The organism is Anaerotruncus sp. 1XD42-93, from assembly GCF_009917605.1.
GTDB lineage: Bacteria > Bacillota > Clostridia > Oscillospirales > Ruminococcaceae > Anaerotruncus.
Genome location: NZ_QZEG01000002.1, coordinates 62,471 through 80,721 on the forward strand (window position 1 = coordinate 62,471; position 18,251 = coordinate 80,721).

At 53.7% G+C, this 18,251-nt stretch carries 14 protein-coding genes; 7 read left to right on the forward strand and 7 right to left on the reverse strand.

Annotation, left to right across the window (positions count from 1 at the left end):
* Positions 1-47: 47 nt before the first annotated feature.
* Complete coding sequence (locus D5269_RS01185) at positions 48-389, reverse strand: hypothetical protein (RefSeq protein WP_120481736.1); 342 nt, start codon at positions 387-389, stop codon at positions 48-50.
* A 522-nt stretch (positions 390-911) separates the two neighbouring features.
* Here D5269_RS01185 and spoIVB point away from each other — a divergent pair.
* Together spoIVB and spo0A are read left to right on the forward strand one after the other, a co-directional pair.
* A complete protein-coding gene (gene spoIVB / locus D5269_RS01190) occupies positions 912-2,138 on the forward strand; it encodes a SpoIVB peptidase (protein WP_158604801.1) in 1,227 nt (408 codons plus the stop codon).
* Positions 2,139-2,252: 114 nt separating this feature from the next.
* The gene (gene spo0A, locus D5269_RS01195; protein ID WP_016315382.1) at positions 2,253-3,032 is read left to right on the forward strand and encodes a sporulation transcription factor Spo0A; all 780 of its coding nucleotides are present in this window, start codon (positions 2,253-2,255) and stop codon (positions 3,030-3,032) included.
* A 108-nt stretch (positions 3,033-3,140) separates the two neighbouring features.
* Here the strand turns inward: spo0A and D5269_RS01200 are convergent, their stop codons facing one another.
* The 5 genes from D5269_RS01200 to D5269_RS01220 form a co-directional block, all read right to left on the reverse strand.
* The gene (locus D5269_RS01200; RefSeq protein WP_120481853.1) at positions 3,141-4,850 is read right to left on the reverse strand and encodes a HAMP domain-containing methyl-accepting chemotaxis protein; all 1,710 of its coding nucleotides are present in this window, start codon (positions 4,848-4,850) and stop codon (positions 3,141-3,143) included.
* 380 nt (positions 4,851-5,230) lie between these two features.
* Positions 5,231-7,453 carry an alpha-galactosidase gene (locus D5269_RS01205; protein WP_120481740.1) on the reverse strand — a complete coding sequence of 741 codons (2,223 nt, stop codon included), beginning with the start codon at positions 7,451-7,453 and terminating at the stop codon, positions 5,231-5,233.
* A 210-nt stretch (positions 7,454-7,663) separates the two neighbouring features.
* On the reverse strand, positions 7,664-7,951 hold the full coding sequence (locus D5269_RS01210; protein WP_016315385.1) for a hypothetical protein: 288 nt from the start codon (positions 7,949-7,951) through the stop codon (positions 7,664-7,666).
* Between the two features lie 142 nt (positions 7,952-8,093).
* Entirely contained in the window at positions 8,094-8,447 is a 354-nt protein-coding gene (locus tag D5269_RS01215) for a helix-hairpin-helix domain-containing protein (RefSeq protein ID WP_016315386.1), read from the reverse strand.
* Positions 8,448-8,644: 197 nt separating this feature from the next.
* Positions 8,645-9,298: a hemolysin III family protein gene (locus tag D5269_RS01220; RefSeq protein ID WP_120481742.1), complete on the reverse strand. Its 654-nt coding sequence runs from the start codon at positions 9,296-9,298 to the stop codon at positions 8,645-8,647.
* A gap of 157 nt (positions 9,299-9,455) precedes the next feature.
* Here D5269_RS01220 and D5269_RS01225 point away from each other — a divergent pair, with 157 nt between their 5' ends.
* Complete coding sequence (locus D5269_RS01225) at positions 9,456-9,977, forward strand: DUF1836 domain-containing protein (RefSeq protein WP_016315388.1); 522 nt, start codon at positions 9,456-9,458, stop codon at positions 9,975-9,977.
* Between the two features lie 73 nt (positions 9,978-10,050).
* Here the strand turns inward: D5269_RS01225 and D5269_RS01230 are convergent, their stop codons facing one another.
* Positions 10,051-10,419, reverse strand: a complete 369-nt coding sequence (locus tag D5269_RS01230; protein WP_120481744.1) for a zinc-ribbon domain-containing protein — start codon at positions 10,417-10,419, stop codon at positions 10,051-10,053.
* Between the two features lie 267 nt (positions 10,420-10,686).
* Between D5269_RS01230 and D5269_RS01235 the strand changes: the two genes are divergently transcribed.
* The 4 genes from D5269_RS01235 (at position 10,687) to gltA (ending at position 18,134) form a co-directional block, all read left to right on the forward strand.
* On the forward strand, positions 10,687-12,147 hold the full coding sequence (locus tag D5269_RS01235; RefSeq protein ID WP_120481746.1) for a family 10 glycosylhydrolase: 1,461 nt from the start codon (positions 10,687-10,689) through the stop codon (positions 12,145-12,147).
* 30 nt (positions 12,148-12,177) lie between these two features.
* Positions 12,178-15,486: an N-acetylmuramoyl-L-alanine amidase gene (locus tag D5269_RS01240; protein WP_120481749.1), complete on the forward strand. Its 3,309-nt coding sequence runs from the start codon at positions 12,178-12,180 to the stop codon at positions 15,484-15,486.
* Between the two features lie 418 nt (positions 15,487-15,904).
* Positions 15,905-16,753, forward strand: coding sequence for a sulfide/dihydroorotate dehydrogenase-like FAD/NAD-binding protein (locus D5269_RS01245; RefSeq protein ID WP_022788264.1), 849 nt, complete (start codon positions 15,905-15,907; stop codon positions 16,751-16,753).
* A complete protein-coding gene (gene gltA, locus D5269_RS01250) occupies positions 16,746-18,134 on the forward strand; it encodes an NADPH-dependent glutamate synthase (RefSeq protein ID WP_120481751.1) in 1,389 nt (462 codons plus the stop codon). The genes D5269_RS01245 and gltA overlap by 8 nt, the downstream gene beginning before the upstream one ends.
* The last annotated feature ends 117 nt before the right edge of the window (positions 18,135-18,251 follow it).

Here is an 18,251-nt window from a genome sequence, read left to right on the forward strand (position 1 = left end):
TGTTTTTTTGCCGAACTTTTTGATTTTGTTGGGGGCATCCTATCGGATTATTTCAGAGGGATGATCCGAAACGGTTTGTCCTGCTCGATACAGAGTTTAAGCGTATATGCGGTTCCACGGGATTGATTATCCCAGAACGCATAAATCTGATCGGCATATTCGACGATCTGTCGGTTGCGGACGAGCGGTGCGAGGCGTCCGTTGGTTTTATAGTCGGGACGAAATATCCGGATAGGCAGTCCCAGAATCTGAGCAGCCTGCTCTGCCATCTGATCAATCCCATATGCGCCTCCGCTTACCAGTTCAGTAGCTTCCGGCGGAATGTGCGGTAGCATCCGCTCGAGGGTGAACCCTTTTACATCTCGAGACCCAACAATGGCAATCCGCATCTACCGACACCTCTCTGCAATAAAATGGGAAATTTTACTTCCCATTTTTAAAAATAGGAATTTTCACATGCTGACTGGACAACCTATTACAGTTCTGTTCTCAATTCCGTACTTATAGCCAGAATAGATAAAAATAAGTACGAGTTTTATACGGCAAAAGCCCGCAGGCAGATTCGATGGCTATAGAATCTGACCAAATGCTTCGATTATAACGCTCACGCACTGTGAAAATGATATTGGAAAGTTGGCAGACGTTCCGCCCGGTTTTGGTCTGCCGTTGACGACTCGCCCCAAAACTGTATGATAAGCGGGTTCTGTCGGCTGTCCTCGAATATTGTAACATAACATAAACCGTTTCACCATGCTTTTTCAAAATTTTTACGGAAAATTTCGGATCGGGGCGAGCAGCCATTTTTCCCTCTGGCGAAAATGCTTGCAGTTATTCCCCGCTATAAAATTTGTGCGGGGTGGAACAGTAAAGGCATGAAAGACATTCAAAAAAATTGTAGGGGGAATCATCCGATGAGAAAGCAATATCAACGGTTTGCGAAGCTGCTGTCACTTGCGATTGTCGCGGTGCAGTCGGTCGCTCTCTATACACAGGCGGTCCTGCCCGACCACTACTATGTAGCGGCGGGAGAAACCCTCAACATACGTTCCAGCCTTCCGATCACCACCCGAAGCAGCCAGGGGAGCTTGCCGGCCGAAGCGTATGCTGCCCCGGGCAACAGCTATAATGTGAACCTTAAACTGCCGTATGGGGTAGAAATCAAGCAGGTGCAGGTGCAGGTGGTTGATCGCGAGATGGTCATTCCGGGAGGGAACCCATTTGGGATTAAAATGTTTACCGAAGGGGTGATTGTGGTCGGTCTGAGCGACATTGCCAGCGGCGGCACCTCTCAAAATCCGGCAAAAGAAGCAGGAATTAAGGTGGGGGATATCATTACCTCCATGAATGGGCAGTCGGTTCAGACCAATGAGGATGTTGGGGCAGTGGTTTCCTCCTGCTCGGGCGGGAAGATCAGCGTCGAACTGGAGCGCTCAGGGGAGGAGATGCTCCTCCATCTGCAGCCGGTCCGGGGGGATGACGGTATTTATCGCGCCGGCATCTGGGTGCGGGATAGTTCAGCCGGGATTGGCACCATGACCTATTATAACCCGACCAGCAACGTATTCGCAGGGTTGGGACATGCGATTTGCGATGTTGATACTGGGGACATTATGCCACTGCATTCAGGTGAAATTGTCGGGGTAGAGATCACTGGGGTGAACCGCGGCGAGAGCGGTTCACCAGGCGAGCTGCGCGGCAGCTTCACCGGGGAGCATACCGGGGAACTGCTCATCAACTCACAGGTTGGAATTTTTGGGGTAGGAGAGCGCCCACTGCGAAACGCGAAACCTGTTCCGCTGGCGATGAAATATGAGGTGACCGAAGGTCCCGCATCAATCCTCTGCACACTGGACGATGGGCAGACGCGGGAATACACCATTTCGATCGAAAAGGTGAGTATTACCGAGAACAATCCGACAAAAAACATGATTGTTCGGGTGACCGATCCACAGCTTTTGGCAAAAACCGGGGGGATTGTACAAGGAATGAGCGGCAGCCCCATCCTGCAAAATGGGAAACTGGTGGGGGCAGTTACGCACGTTTTCGTCAACGATCCTACTCGAGGATACGGGATTTTTGCAGAAAATATGGAAAAAATGTCAAAGGGAGTCGAAAATAGTCATAAAAACACGCGGTAATTTGAACAAAGTTTTATCTAAAATTTATAAAGCTTTCGTCTGCAAATGCCGTTGTAATGTGCCGGAAATCATGGTAAAATACCGACAGGGACGTGAGATTAAGGAGAGAGCTGGATGAAAGAGCACACAAAAGTGCTGATTGTTGAAGGTAATGGGGATTATTGCAGTAAATGCGCACTGGCGCTTCGGACCTATGGATTTGAGACGATCACCGCTCCTCGTGACGGGCTTGCTGTTACCCGCGTAGTTGGAGAGGCGTTGCCTCAGGTCGTATTGATGGACATTTTTATGCCTCAGTTAGACGCAATCGGCGTCATGAAAGCGGTCAAAGAGATGGGGCTGTTACATCCGCCGCGCTTCATGGTGACTTCTACATTTAGCACTCCTATGCTGGAACAGGAAGTCATGAGCGCCGGAGCTTGTTACTTCTTTTTGATGCCGTTCGATGTCGACCAGATGGTTGAGCGGATCGTCAAGATCGCGGGAGGAACGATTTCGACCGCCAGCGGCCTGCCGGAAACGACCGCCGCAAGCGAGCCTGACCTTGAACTGATGGTCACCGAGATCATCCATCAGATTGGTGTGCCTGCACACATCAAAGGATACCACTATGTCAGAGAATCGATTATACTTTCGGTCAAATCTCCTGAAATGATCAATTCGGTAACCAAGCTGCTTTATCCGACCGTCGCCAAACGGTTTGATACGACCGCTTCGCGCGTGGAACGTGCCATCCGTCATGCGATCGAGGTCGCGTGGGACCGCGGCGATGTGGACACGCTTAACAGCTATTTCGGCTATACGATCCACAATGGACGCGGAAAGCCGACCAATTCGGAATTTGTTGCAATGATTGCCGACAAACTGCGCCTTCGTCTGAAAGCTGCGAACTAATCCTATGAATTTCCCGGCAGAACCCGTGTAACCGAGATGCCGCGCCACCCGTTTGAAACGATGGCGCGGCATCTCGGTTTGTTTTGGGTTTTCAGCTATGTGCCGGAATCATCGCAGATACCCGGTTCCGACAGCAGATTGTTCCCGGAGCTGGAAATGCTGAACTGCGCGCTTCAACTCATCGGCCTGACCATAAAGCTCCTGTGCCGACTGTGCGGATTCTTCAGCGGTGGTGCTGTTGGTCTGGATCACGCTGGAAATCTGCTCCATGCCGCTGGTCAGCTGGTTGAGCGACTGCGCCTGCTGTACCGCAGATTCGGCGATCTGCGCGATCAGTTCGGTTGCTTTTTTCGCCCCTGTCATCACTTCGTCCATCGAGTTGGCAGTATCTGTGGTCAAAGCGGTCCCCTGCTTAATCATGCGCAGCGAATTTTCAATCAGATTGGAGGTGTTCTGCGCAGCTTCCGCACTCTTATTTGCCAGGCTCTGCACCTCGTTTGCCACAACTGCGAAGCCCTTTCCGGCTTCACCGGCACGAGCTGCTTCCACCGAAGCGTTGAGTGCCAGAATATTGGTCTGGAACGAGATGTCCTCAATGGTTTTGATGATCCCGCCGATCTGGCTCGCCGCATTTGAGATGTCCTGCATAGCAGAAATCAGGGTACGGAGTTTCTGGTCACAGACCATCAGTGCGCCTGCCGCCTGGGTCGAACAGGCATGGGCAGTTTCGGCATCTTCGGAGGTGTTGGTTACCTGGTGAGACAGCTCCTGGATGCTGGATGCAAGCGCTTCAATACTCGCAGACTGCTCCATTGCGCCCTGAGAGAGAACCTGAGCACCGGACGCCATCCGTTCCGAGCTTGCAGACACCCGTTCAGCAGTCACATGGATCTGCGCAAGCGCATTGTTGAGCGAATCCAGAATTTGGCGCATCGCCTTCTGAATAGGCAGGAATTCCCCATGGTAATCCAGATCGATCGCAAGATTCATCTTTCCATCTGCCATTTGTGCAAGTTTGGAGTCAATGTCATGGATATAGGTCTTCAGATCCCGTTTGGTTTCGTGGATCGCTTTCACCAGCATCCCGATTTCGGAGGTATCAGATTCCAGAGGAAACTCGGAGGAAAGATTTCCGCTGGAGATTTCCCCCATCTGGTCGCGGATAATCACAAGCGGACGCAGAACCCGTTTTTGAGTGGATCGTATGCTTACCACCAAAAGGATGCAGACAAGCGCCAGTGCCAGAAAGATGGCAACCTTGATGACATTACAGAGCTGAAGCAGTCCCTGTACCTCTGCGAAGGTACGGGAATCTAATGTCTCAAGAAACTGGGATTTCAGACTGTTGATCTGTGTAATCGCCGCATCGTAATCCTTCCCGTAAACATAATCAACGGCCTCCTTCATGTTACCGGCCTTGACATTTTCCATCGCATTTTCTTCAAGGGGGACCAATTCTTGGGAAAGGTTGGACATTGCATCAATCAGCGTCTGTTCCTCTTTGGTAATGCCGATTTCCTGCATCGCCGCGACGCCCTGATCCCGGTTTTTCAGATTGTTGACTTCATTCCAGTAGTTGTCATAGTGGACTGTATCCCCGGTTGCAGCATAAGCGCGTACCTCGTTGGTCAGATAAGATGAACCGTTCATGAACCGGTTGGCATTGTAGGTTAGATCAAACCGCTCCTGGTTTGCAGTATAAAGCCTACTGTTCATATTGCTGTAAAACAACAGCAGGAGTGCTGTGATCAACAGGGCAAGAATGGAAAAACCATTCAGAATATAGGATCTTGTAGACTGGTTCATCGTTTTTTTCATTTTCATAACCTATCCTTTCGATGCGTTGCACCTCTCCGGGAAGAGAATCCATCTTGCTGAAAACAAGGGTGTATTCAACAAAAATCACGTTTCCCCCGTTGGAAATGCCAGCCGGCATTGCTGTGGGAAAAACACCATTTTCTCCTCGAACAGAAAGCAAAAAGAGTTGGATTCAACAACGTCCCCTTCTATTCTACAAAAAAATATAGAAAATTTCAACATCTTTCGGTAAATTTCATCAAAGAGATGGGTGAATCTTTAAAACAGAGGGTAAAATAACTGCCAATCGCTCCAAAAGCTGCTCGTAGGACGATAGGCGCCGGGGCAGGCTGCCGGAAGCCCTGCCCCGGTATGGATTGTCTGGAGGCAGCGTTTGCCTGTCAGAGTGCTTTCAGGACAAAAATACGCGAATCGAAATCGCAGCTTGGGGTCCCGCCAGCCGGAACCTCTCCGGCAGAGGGGTCGCTGATCATCAATCCTGCGTACATCAGCTCATCCCCGTAGAAACTTTCGCTGTCATTGATCTGGTAGCAGCGGTCAGGGTCAAGCCCTTGCAAACGGATCCGGGTAAATGGTGCATTCACATCGTTAAGCACCCGGTACCATCCTACAACTGCCTCGGACTGATCCCTGTTCACCGACATCCATGCGGTCACATTGCCCTCAAACGGACTTTTTAAGCGGTAGAACCGGCCAAACTGAAGGGTGCGGCGGTGTGCTTTCATAAAGTTGATCTGCTGGCGAACCTCTTCCTGTTCCGACAGAGTCAGCTGGTTGAGGTCCAACTCGTAGCCAAAAGTACCAAAGCAGGCGACATTCGCCCGGGTGTGCAGCGGGGTGATGCGGAATACCTGATGGTTCGGGACAACCGAGACATGGCTGCCGATGCTGCTGATCGGATAGCAGAATGAGCTGCCATACTGGATTTTCAACCGCTCGACCGCATCCGAGTCATCGCTGGCCCAAGCCTGCGGCGCGTAATAGAGCATACCGGGATCGAAACGTCCGCCGCCACTCGCACAGGACTCAAACAGAACCTCCGGGAACTGGGAGGTCAAACGCTCATACAGGTCATAAACGCCCAAAATATACCGGTGAAAGACCTCGCCCTGGCGGTCGGCGGGAAGCGCATTCGAGAAGCATTCGGTGATGCTGCGGTTCATGTCCCATTTAATGTAGGAAAGGTTCGCTTCTTCCAAAATTTTGGCCATCATGTGGTAGATGTGATCAACCACCTCTTTACGGGAAAAGTCCAGAACATACTGAAACCGTCCGTGGGAGGCGGGGCGTTCGGGTGTTTCCAGCAGCCAGTCTGGGTGGGCGCGATAGAGCTCCGAGTCCTTGTTGATCATCTCCGGTTCAAACCAGAGCCCAAACTGCATCCCAAGTGCTTCAATGCGCTGTGCAAGCCCTGATATTCCATTTGGGAGCCGCTCAGGGTTTGCAACCCAGTCCCCCAGCCCGGCATGGTCGTTGCAGCGCTTGCCGAACCAGCCGTCATCAAGCACGAAGAGTTCGACGCCACATTCCATGGCCTTCTGGGCGATCTCAACCAACCGATCCTCGGTGAAATCGAAATAGGTGGCCTCCCAGTTGTTAATCAGGATCGGGCGCTCCCGGTCACGCCAGATGCCCCGGGCGAGGCGGGTCTGGTAGAGCTGGTGGAAGTTTTGGCTCATGCCGTTCAGGCCTTTATCCGAGTAGATCATAACCGCTTCGGGAGTCTGGAACGACTCCTGTGGTTCGAGCTTCCAGTCGAACCCGGATGGGTGGATGCCGAGCAGCACACGGGTGACATTGTAGGTGTCGACTTCGGCCTGTGCCAGAAAGTTGCCGCTGTAGATTAGGCTGAAACCGATCGTTTCCCCTTGGAATTCATCTGCAGTAGGACGTTTTAGAACGATGAACGGGTTGTGATGGGGAGAGGAGTGGCCGCGCCGGCTTCCGACCGACTGGATTCCCGGCGTGAGCTTTCGAGTCATGAGATGCCGTTCCCGCGCCCATGCACCGGAAAACTGCATCCAGTCATAATTACAGTCCGGCAGATCAAGACAGAGGCTCATCGCAGTGAGCAGATGGACCGCCTTTTTACCACGATTGGTGAACCGGGCGCTCCGCGCGACAGCACCTCCCTCTGAAAAGATGGTATAAAGCAGTTCGAGCGTGATACCGGTAACAGGGTCCTCCAATGTCAATGTCAGGGTTTCGGCCTCGTCATCCCGCTCGGTATAGGTTGCGGGGAGTCCGGCAAGACGGGGTTTCCCGGAGGCAATTTGATGCCCTTTGTAACGGAAATCAGACAGACGGCTTCCGTTTTCCTGCAAAATCTCGACTGCGGGCTGCCGGAAATCGGTTGTCCCATAAACGCCATATTCCTGCTTGACGTGTTCCAGCGAGAAGGTGCGGTCGTCCTCCCGAAGATAGGCGGTGACCGGCCGATGGGTTGCAAGTTCCAGCAGGTGTGAGTAATCCCGTTCTGGGTGGATGTGTTTCCCGAAATAGAGCTGTCCCATCTGCCCGTTTGGAAGGACAGCCATGATATAGCTGATTTCGTTGTTGCATAGGTGGAATGTTTGTTTTTTTTCATCAAAAAAAATAGACATAGCAACGTCCTCCATGGTAGAGTCAATTCACCGGATGCACAGAATGCATCATGGTTGCCAGGCTGCGGCTGGAGCCACATTGCTGTTAAGCATAGCACAGGCGGTGGAAAATCTCAAGGGGAAACCTGTTTTTTGTTTGGAAAACCGGTTATTTCCATAAAAAATACCAATCCTGTTTCCAGGATTGGTATTTGGGCGGTCAGTTTGGTATCAGACCCGGTTCTGATACTGGCTGACCATTGCATCAAGATGTTTTTTCAGAGTGGAGCGGCTGAAAATATCGCTTTTCATGTCAACCATTTCTACAGGGCAGCGCCCTTCACGCAGCAGATGCCAGATATAGACACCATATGTATGGAACAGAGATTCGGACCGGGAAATTTCGATCTCATAGAGCTCGTTCAGCCTTCTATACAGGCAGGGTTCGCCATCAATCACTTTGGGTTCATATTCGGGGCCAAGATATTCCAAAAGCTGTTTTTGGGTCTTTACGTCCATCGCACCATCTCCCTTTTTTGAAAATAGTACCATATTGAGGGTGGAAAGACAAGGGATAAAGACAGGCTTTCGGAGATCTGGCTGCAAAAATCCCCTCCGCTCCGAGGAGCAGGGGGGGCTGTAATCAGGGCATGGATCAGCTCTATTCCAAGGTGATATATCTGCGGATTTCCCCAAGCGTTTCCTTACCAATTCCGTCGACCTCAAGGAGCTGCTCCACAGAGACAAACGGTCCGTGAGAAGCGATATATTCACGGATTGCCTGCGCTTTTGCCGGGCCGATTCCTGGCAGGCGGTCCAGCTCCTCTGCCGTGGCAGTATTGATATTGATCTTTACGCCAGCCAGTTCAGGATAAGGGTCAAGCACCGGCGGCGGGGTAAACTCGATTACGGCAGGGACCTCAAGCGGTGCGTTTTCGACCTGATACCAGATCAGCGTTGCGGTAAGCAGCAGCGCGATCAATCCGAGCGTTCCATAACCAAGTTTGAAATCCATATTTTTGCCGTCTCCTATGTTGTTATTGTGTTCATCTGTTTGCATCCCGGAATCGAACCCTTCCCCTAGAAGGGAACCGCCAAAGGCAGATCGGGTTCGCCTTGTACAGTCAGCGGGCATATAGCATATGCCCAATGCTTGAAAACAGAATCGGGTTCAAGCATCTTAATTATACCACATCAGGAGAGGAAATACCATCAGGCGATAAAAAACAACACCATAAAATAGTGAAACATACTCCCTAAGATTACAAAAATATGAAACAGTTCGTGGAATCCGAATGTTTTTGAAAAATTGGGATGCTTGAGCATATAGATCACACCGCCAAAAGTGTAGCAGAGTCCACCTGCAAGGAGCAGCGCAATCCCTGGGGCGGGCAGGGTACCAACTGCGGGAAGATCGATCAGAATGGCCCATCCAAGCAATAGATAGAGGGAGGTGCCAAGCCAGCGAGGAGCATTGATCCAGCAGAGCTTCATTACGATCCCGCCGAGTGCAACCGCCCAGATCGCGCTGGTAAAAAGGATTGCCTTGGTGGGAGGGAGCAGATTGAGCAGTACCGGGGTATAGGTTCCTGCAATCAGCACGTAGATCATCGCATGATCGAGCTTGCGCAGAAGGGCGATGATACGGGCAGAAGCCCGGGAAAAATGGTAAAATCCGCTTGCGCTGTAGAGTGCGATCAGAGAGAGGCAGAAAAGCAGGGTCGAAATCACGGTCATCAAGGAAACCGGGCCAGAGACAGCCAGATGCAGGATCATCACCGCGAGCCCTAGGACGGAAAGTCCTGCGCCGATAAAATGAGAATAGCTGCTGATAGGGTCACGTGCTTTTAAAAAGATGTGTGGCATAGGATCACCTCGTTTTTGATATTTTATAATATGGTTTTTAAAACTACTTTATAGGATTATTATACTGCATATCATAGGAAATTGCAAGATATGATTGAAAAAGAATCTGATTTGAGGTATGATAGAGGCAAAAAAGATCAATCAGTGAGGTAAGATCATGAAATCATTTCCTGAATTGCTGGAACAGGCATTTTCCGACGCCAATCTCCCGGTGGAGTCGATCCCGGCGATCGATCTGTATATGGATCAGATTCTGACGCTGGTGGAGGATGGGCTTTCTGCCAACAAACGCCGCCCGCAGGACAAGCTGCTCACCAAGTCGATGATTCACAATTATAGCAAGGAACAGCTTATTATGCCTGTGAAAGGCAAGAAATATTCTCGGGAGCAGGTTTTTCAGCTGCTTTGTGTGTTAAATCTGAAACAGACGCTTTCCATGTCGGATATTCGCACCCTTACTGCCCATGAAGCGGATTTTTCCGGATTTGCCTGCGCCTATGGAGCGTCACTCGCACTGAAAGAGAACCTGCGTGGACAGCTGGAACAGGTTCTGCTGGAGACGTTCGGCTCCGAACCGGATCTCTCCGACCGGGAACAGCTTCTGACGCTCTGTCTGGCGCTGTCCTCCGCTTCTACACTGTTGCGCAGGCTTTGTGAAAAGATGATCGACGAAACATAAAAAACGCATCATCCAGTTCTGGATGATGCGTTTTTCTATGACGTTAAAAATATGACGTTAAAAAAATGTGTACTCACAATTTTGTGCCGCATTTGCTGCAAAAGACATCCCCCTGCTGACGTGGAGCGCCACAGGATGCGCAGCGCGGGACACAGTTGTTTTTTAGAAGGTGCAGGTCAGACGGGGAGGGGTGCACTGGTTCACCGCGCAGCATCTGTTTACCGGATTCGGGGTTCAGCTCGTAGACGCTGGCGCAATGCGGACAGGTGGCGAGGTAAGATGCCCCATATTTGACCAACGGGATGAAAAATGCATGGACATAGCTGTACTGGCGGCAGACGCTGAAATCTGCCTGACGGCCGCAGGCAGCGCAGGGGACGCCTGAAATCTGGCCAACGGGTACTACTTTTGCATCTGTACCGAATATACCTATAAAAAACATATTGTGTCCTCCAGTCCAGGGATTGTTTGGAAATAGAGAGATCGACGGAGCCTTGGCAGGAGGCGGACATGGCCGATGCTGCGCCCTTGCCAAAAGCAATCATTTCCATTTTCAAACGTTTTTTCAAGTGCGGAATAGAACGCTCTTTCTTTTAGTGTATCTGATTTTTTGAAATTGTCAATTCTTTTGCACTTGACCGAAACGGTCGAAATGTGTAAAATGAACATAAATTCTGAATGATGTCATGCGGCAGGAGGAGATTTGCCTGTGAAAAATGTGAGAAAATGGTGTGGTATATTGCTTCTGTCCGGCTTGCTTTTGTTGGCGGCTTGTATGGTGCTGTCGTTCGCCGGATGCAGCGGGCCGGATAGGGCTTCTGTCTCTTCGGGCGCCTCCGCAGAGCCTGGAGTGTCGGACGCACAGGATGCTGAAATTCTGCTCAGCCGGTCAGAGAGCCGGAGCGTTTATGGGGTGGAGGCCCCTTCCGCAGAGGATGGGCGCCTGCTCGTTTCCCAGGAAATAGACCAGGTACCGTCCGAACCATCTGAACCGGAGATGGAGGAGGAATCTGCCGCTTCGCAGGGGATGCCGGAACAGGGGGAGGCGGTAATGCTCGCCAAGCGGACCCAGCCCGCCCAGCCGGTCGAGGGGGAAGCGCGCGGGGTCTGGTTCTCCTACCTCACCCTGGGGCCGCTGGCGGAAAACAAAACCCAAGCGGAGTTTACCAGCAACATCGACACCGCTTTCGGCAAGATTGCGGACGAGGGGTTTAACACCGTATTTGCACAGGTGCGCCCGTTTGCAGATGCCCTCTACCAGTCGGATTATTTTCCGTGGTCCTATCTGCTGACCGGGACCGAGGGGGAAAATCCTGGGTATGACCCGCTTGAGATCATGTGCGAGATCGCGGATAAACATGGTTTGCGGATCGAAGCGTGGATCAATCCCTATCGGGTGCGGCTGAGTGGCTATAAGGATGCGCTTTCCAGCAAAAATCAGGCCCGGAAATGGCTCAAATCGGGCAGCGACAGCGTGGTCGAATGGAATGGCGGCATCTACTACAATCCCGGGAGTGCACAGGCGCGGGCACTGATTGTCAACGGAGTGAAGGAGATCGTTGCGAACTATAATGTGGACGGAATTCACTTTGATGACTATTTCTACCCCACCACCGATATGGCATTCGATCAGGCGACCTGGCGTGCGGCAAAGAGCAGCCTTCCGCAGGCGGACTGGCGCCGTGAAAATGTCAATCAGCTGGTGCGGGAGGTGTATGCGGCGGTCAAGTCGATAGATCCCAACTGCCTGTTCGGGATCAGCCCGCAGGGAAACACCCAGAACAACTACAACGGCCAGTTCATTGATGTTGAGAAATGGCTTGCGAATCCCGGCTATCTCGATTACATCTGCCCGCAGATTTACTACGGGTTTGAGAACGGCACCAATCCCTATGCGCAGACGGTTGAAAAATGGGACCGAATGATAAAAGTCCCGACCATCAAGCTTTACGTTGGAATCGCAGCCTATAAGCTCGGCACCGAAGATCAGTGGGCAGGCGCGGGCAGCGGGGAATGGCTGAATACCGAGGACATCCTCGCCCGGATGGTCGAGACCGCGCGAAAGGCGTCCCATTACGGTGGGTTCGCGATCTATAGTTACGATTCTCTCTTCTCCACCGATACGCCTCAGGTGCGCATCGAGCGGGAAAACCTGAAAAAAATCCTGTAAACGGCTTTTCCCGCGCATCGGAGGGCGCCTATGGCAAAACAACCGGCTCCAAATCAGAAGAAAATGGCAATCGTCCTGTCAGCAGTGCTCGTTGCGATCACACTGCTGACGGGCGTTTTGGCGTTGTTGCAGGGAAATCCTTACGGCAAGGCATCCGGTAGTTCGCCGGTTGAGACGGTGCTGCCAGAACGGGGGGGAAGCAGCAGCTCACAAGGCGAGCCGACGCCGGATTCCTCCATGTCCGGACCGGATTCGCCGTCCCTGCCGGAAGGGGAAACGGATATCCCTTCGGAATCCGAGACATCGGACGAATCCGAACCATCTGAACAGCCGCAGGAGCCGGAAGAACCGGTCTATTTCAACGTTCCGGAGGAGATGCGCGCGGTGCAGATCACCGCAGGGCGGGACTACCTGACCGGAGAGGACCGCTCGCGCGCCGCAGTTGCCGCACAGATAGACCAGGCGCTGGAGCAGGCACAGGAGTTGACGATGAATAGCATCATTATCGACACCAAGTGGGAGGGCAGCGTATTGTTCACCAGCTCGGCGCTCCAGATGGCGCAGACAGAGCTTGACTGTGTAGACTACCTCGCGGCGCAGGCGCGGGAAATGGGTTTTTTTGTCTATGCGACTTACGATGTCTCCGACCTCGCGGATGCGGATGGAAATTTTCTGCGGGGATTCTCTGCCGACGGGGAGACGCTTGACAGCATCCGGTTCAGCATTGGGGAATTCGCCGGGAAATACCAGTTTGACGGCATCCTTCTGCAAAACTATGACGCCCCATCCGGTGCGGAGCGTTATGCGTCCTATCTGCAAAGCGGCGGCGGAATCGGCTACCAAAACTATCTCCGGCAGATTCCGGAGGCGATGGTTTTGGCGGCGGCGGATGCGATTCGTCAGGCCGCGCCGGGAACGCAGGTGGGCCTGATGGTAGACGCAGTCTGGGAAAATCAGTCGGTCAATCCGGACGGGAGCGAGACGGCGGCCGATGCTACCTCGCTCGGGACCGGCAACGCGGATACCAGAAAGTTTGTCGAAAGTGGACAGTTCGATTTTGTGATGGTCCGCAACTTCGATTCAACCACCGATCCGAAAGCGGAGTTCCGGACGGTTGCACGCTGGTGGAAAGGGGTCGCGGAGGGCGCGGGTGTGACCCTCTACACGATGCACGCCAACGAGCGGCTGGGTGTCGAGCCGTATGGCTGGCAGGTGATGGAGCAGCTCACTAAGCAGGTGATCGACCTGCGGGACATCGGTGTGGGCAGTGGAAGCGCGTTCCGTTCGCTGAAAGCCCTTGCGGACAATCCCGGCGGCACGACCACTATGCTGGTGCAGTACATGAACAACGAGATCGACGAGACCTATGTTCTCCAGCAGCTTTCGATCAGCAAACCGGCCGAGCTGGTCTATAAGACGCGGGAACCGACTGTCACCTTTCAGGGCGCGTCCGACCCGCGGGAGAAGGTCACGATCAACGGGGAGGAGATTCCCCGCAATGAGAGCGGCTATTTCACAGTCCGGAAGGATTTGGCGGAGGGCCTGAACACCTTTGCAATCTCCCATAAAAACAAGACGTTCACCTATCAGATCACCCGCGAGGTCATTGTTCTGAAGGATATACAGCCGACCGGTGCGATCAGTGTGGATGGCGGTATGGCTGTGACTGTCACCGCGCTGGCTTATGAGGGTTCATCGGTCACTGCGTCGCTTGGCGGGCAGCAGATCACCCTCATCGAGACCGAGTTCGAGGGGGACGACACCGACCGCGATTCCGGATACCGTACCTATACCGGGGTATTCACCATGCCTTCTGCATCCGAATCGGCGACAAAGCTCGGCGCGATCTCAGTCACGGCGGTCATGTCGGACGGGCATTCGATGACCTTGGAAGGAGCATCAGTGACGGTCAACAAGAAAGCTAAGATGGGGGACGGCGTCGTGGTGCAGGTGGTAGCGGATCAGGCGGAGACCTTCCCGATCTCGTCCCTGGACGACAGCTCACACTCTGGATATTATCCACTGCCGCGGGGAACGGTCGACCGCACCTACGGGAGCGAAATCATCTATAAAAACGGCAACACGACTAAGAGCTACTGGAAACTGCAATCAGGCGTGCGGGTCTACTCCAAGGACATCACGACCGGCGGACAGATGCCGGACAACAACAAAATTTCAGGTATGAGCATCAAATCTTCGGGAGGGTATACCACCGTTTCGCTCACGACTGGAAGCAAGATTCCCTATACCGTCGCTTACGACGGAAACCGGATCGTGTTCAAGTTTGCCTACACTGCTTCTGTACCCGAATCCCGGACGCTGGGCAGCGACAACGCGCTCTTTACCTCCGCTGAATGGAGCGGCTCCGATCTGACACTCAATCTCAAGAAGCCGGGCGGATTTATCGGTTACCGGGCGTACTATGAGGAGGAGACCCGGTTGGTGCTGCGGTTTAACAATTCTCCCGGTTCGCTTTCAGGGGCGCGGATTGTCGTGGACCCGGGGCATGGCGGAAACGACCCTGGCGCACTCGGGTTCTATCCGGACAAGGATGAAGCGGATATCAACCTCGAGATTGCCCAGCGGCTTGCCGACGAGCTGAAGAGCCAGGGTGCGTCGGTGCTGATGGTTACGCCCGGCAGCACGATGGCTTCACGGTTGGAATCGGCGCGGGCGTTCAATCCGCAGGTCCTGGTAAGTGTGCACAACAACACCAACTGGAATCCAGAGGCGAAGGGAAGCGAGGTCTATTACTTCTATCCGTTCCAGAAACAGCTTGCAGCGCTGATTTCGGCAAATGTTTCCGCTGCGCTCGATACTGTCAACCGCGGCGCAAAGTCCGGGCTTTACTACATGACCCGGGAGTCCCAATTCGCCTGTGTGCTGATCGAAACAGGCTTTATCTCGAACGAATCCGAATACAGCAAACTGATTAACTCGAAGTATCAGAACCGGATCGCGCAGGGGATTGCCAGCGGGATCAGCAGCTATCTGGCCGGGGCCTGGTCGGGCGGCGGGACCGGCAGCGGGGATGATGAGGATCAGCCGGATACACCGGTTGAAGTGACCGGCGTATCGCTTGATACCAGCCAGCTGAATCTGGAAGCGGGAGGGAATGCGGCGCTTGAGGCGGCTATTGAGCCTGCGGAAGCGGAAAACCAGAAGGTGGTCTGGGAATCGGCGGATGCAGGGATTGCCAGTGTCGACCAGTCCGGGACGGTGACCGCGGTTTCGGAGGGAAGGACGACGGTTCGGGTCACGACCGAGGAGGGCGGATATACCGCTGAATGTGAGGTCGAGGTGAGCGGGGCGTCCGGGTCTGCTCCAGAGGCAGGATGAGGAACAGCCATGAAGCTGCGGGCCTGTACAAATTCCTTGTTGCAGTCCGCCTGAAAGGTTGCTATAATATCTAAAAGACAGGCGGCTTTGTTTGGAGTGTCTTTTGCAGGGGCTTTTTCGCTTGCAAAAAGTCCCCTCCTGCTGCCCTTTGGCTAGCAATTCACCCGACTGCCGGCTTACATAGGAAAACTGACCTTTTAGGCCGGAGCAAAAAGTGCCTCATGGGACAAAGCGTTCCGCGTCCTGCGGGGTTCTGCCGGATCTCGTGCTGATATCCCGCCTGTGACGGGCTGCGGCTCGCCGTGAAAACCATGATTTTTTGAAAAATTGAGCAACATTTTGGACTATTTTTGGACTATTTTTGGACTATTTTTTGGACTATTTTTTGGACTATTTTGTAGCTGGGGGGAAGGGCTATATGTATAAAATTGTGACCAAGCGCGCACTGAATCCCACCGTGACACTGATGGAGGTGGAAGCGCCGCACATTGCCCGCAAGGCAAAGGCCGGACAGTTCATCATCTTCCGCGTGGATGAACAGGGGGAGCGCGTCCCGCTGACCATCGCGGACTATGACCGCGAACGCGGCACTGTGACGATTATTTTCCAGATGGTCGGAGCTTCGACCAGATTGCTGAACGCACTGGAGGAAGGGGATTCGATCCTTGACTTTGTGGGGCCGCTCGGTGTTGCAACCGAGATCGCCCCGGAGGTGCAGCGGGTCTGCGTGATCGGCGGCGGCGTGGGCAACGCGATCGCCTACCCACAGGCAAAAGCACTGCATGATGCGGGCAAACAGGTGGACATGATCGCGGGGTTCCGTTCCAAAGATATTGTGATCCTCGAAGAGGAGATGAAGGCGGTCACCGACCATCTCTACCTCATGACCGATGATGGCAGTTATGGCGAGAAGGGTCTGGTGACCAACAAGCTCCAGGAGCTGATTGAGGCAGGCCGGCAGTACGACGAGGTCATCGCGATCGGCCCGGTCATCATGATGAAGTTTGTCGCCGAGACCACCAGACCGTATGGAATCAAGACGCTGGTTTCACTTAACCCTATCATGGTGGACGGGACTGGTATGTGCGGCGGATGCAGGGTCAAGGTCGGCGGAGAGACCAAGTTTGCCTGTGTGGACGGGCCTGACTTCGACGGGCATCAGGTGGATTTTGATGAGCTGATGAAGCGCAACACCTTTTACAAAGAGCGCGAAGCGGCGGACCGTTCGCATGTCTGCCGCCTGACGGGAGGGAAACGAAATGGCTAATATGGCACCTCATAAGGTTCCGATGCCGGAACAGCAGCCGGATGTGCGCAACCATAACTTCCTTGAGGTTGCGACCGGCTATACCGAAGAGATGGCGGTCGAAGAAGCGGCGCGCTGCCTCCACTGTAAGAATCAGCCGTGTGTTGCGGGATGTCCGGTCAATGTACATATCCCCACCTTTATCGAGAAGGTTGCCAACCGGGATTTTGCCGGGGCTTATCAGGAGATTGCGCTGACAAACTCGCTTCCGGCGGTCTGCGGACGGGTCTGCCCCCAGGAAACCCAATGCGAGGGCAGATGTGTGCGCGGAATCAAGGGGGAGCCGGTCGGAATTGGCCGGCTCGAACGGTTTGTCGCTGACTGGCAGCTAGCCTATGGGGAGGACAAGGTGGAAAAGCCGGCCCCCAACGGGCACCGCGTGGCAGTTGTGGGAGCTGGCCCCGCCGGGCTGACCTGTGCGGGAGATCTCGCCAAAATGGGATATACGGTCACCGTCTATGAAGCGTTCCACGCGGCGGGCGGCGTGCTGATTTACGGAATCCCGGAATTCCGGCTTCCCAAGTCGATCGTGGCGAAGGAGGTCGGCAAGCTCGAGCAGATGGGGGTAGAAATCCGCCCCAATATGGTGATCGGCCGGGTGGACTCGGTGGATGAGCTGTTTGAACAGGGCTATGAGGCGGTTTTTATCGGCTCAGGCGCGGGACTTCCCAGTTTTATGCATATCGAGGGGGAGGACCTGCTCGGCGTTTATTCGGCCAATGAATACCTCACCCGTATCAATCTGATGAAGGCATACCAGGAGGGATATGATACCCCGATTGCAAAGAGCCATGCGGTCGCGGTGGTCGGCGGCGGCAATGTTGCGATGGATGCGGCACGCTGTGCCAAGCGGATGGGTGCCGAGACGGTCTATATCGTCTATCGCCGTTCGATGGAGGAGCTGCCTGCGCGTGCGGAAGAGGTCCATCACGCCAAGGAAGAGGGGATCGTCTTTAAGCTGCTCAACAATCCGGTCAGGATCACCGGGGATCAGGATGGACGGGTGACCGGCATGGAATGTGTCGAGATGGAGCTTGGAGAGCCGGATGAGTCCGGGCGCCGCCGTCCGATCGTTAAGGAGGGGAGCAACTTCTTTCTCCCAGTAGACACGGTGATTATGGCGATCGGAACCAGCCCCAACCCGTTGATCCGCTCGACTACCACTGGGCTGGAGGCCAACCGGCGCGGCTGCCTGGTCGCAGACGAGCGCGGCGCGACCACCAAACCAGGGGTCTTTGCCGGAGGTGACGCAGTCACCGGAGCTGCTACTGTCATTCTGGCAATGGGTGCGGGGAAGACTGCGGCGGAAGCGATCGACGCGTACATCCGCTCAAAGGAGTAGTGTTTGTCAATGTGATGCCAGTCTTTGGAAAAGCCTGTGGCGAAAAGTGCTATTTACCTGCACAAAGGGATGGGGATGAGGGCGGACAGAAGGCTGGTTTCAGGCAGACTCAAAGAT

Bases quoted from the DNA above. Each gene is read 5' to 3' on its own strand.
- D5269_RS01240 (WP_120481749.1), top strand. From the start codon at position 12,178: ATGGCAAAACAACCGGCTCCAAATCAGAAGAAAATGGCAATCGTCCTG.
- spoIVB (WP_158604801.1), top strand. From the start codon at position 912: ATGAGAAAGCAATATCAACGGTTTGCGAAGCTGCTGTCACTTGCGATT.
- D5269_RS01230 (WP_120481744.1), bottom strand. From the start codon at position 10,419: ATGTTTTTTATAGGTATATTCGGTACAGATGCAAAAGTAGTACCCGTT.
- D5269_RS01245 (WP_022788264.1), top strand. From the start codon at position 15,905: ATGTATAAAATTGTGACCAAGCGCGCACTGAATCCCACCGTGACACTG.
- D5269_RS01215 (WP_016315386.1), bottom strand. From the start codon at position 8,447: ATGGATTTCAAACTTGGTTATGGAACGCTCGGATTGATCGCGCTGCTG.
- D5269_RS01220 (WP_120481742.1), bottom strand. From the start codon at position 9,298: ATGCCACACATCTTTTTAAAAGCACGTGACCCTATCAGCAGCTATTCT.
- D5269_RS01225 (WP_016315388.1), top strand. From the start codon at position 9,456: ATGAAATCATTTCCTGAATTGCTGGAACAGGCATTTTCCGACGCCAAT.
- D5269_RS01185 (WP_120481736.1), bottom strand. From the start codon at position 389: ATGCGGATTGCCATTGTTGGGTCTCGAGATGTAAAAGGGTTCACCCTC.
- D5269_RS01210 (WP_016315385.1), bottom strand. From the start codon at position 7,951: ATGGACGTAAAGACCCAAAAACAGCTTTTGGAATATCTTGGCCCCGAA.
- D5269_RS01200 (WP_120481853.1), bottom strand. From the start codon at position 4,850: ATGAAAAAAACGATGAACCAGTCTACAAGATCCTATATTCTGAATGGT.
- spo0A (WP_016315382.1), top strand. From the start codon at position 2,253: ATGAAAGAGCACACAAAAGTGCTGATTGTTGAAGGTAATGGGGATTAT.
- gltA (WP_120481751.1), top strand. From the start codon at position 16,746: ATGGCTAATATGGCACCTCATAAGGTTCCGATGCCGGAACAGCAGCCG.
- D5269_RS01205 (WP_120481740.1), bottom strand. From the start codon at position 7,453: ATGTCTATTTTTTTTGATGAAAAAAAACAAACATTCCACCTATGCAAC.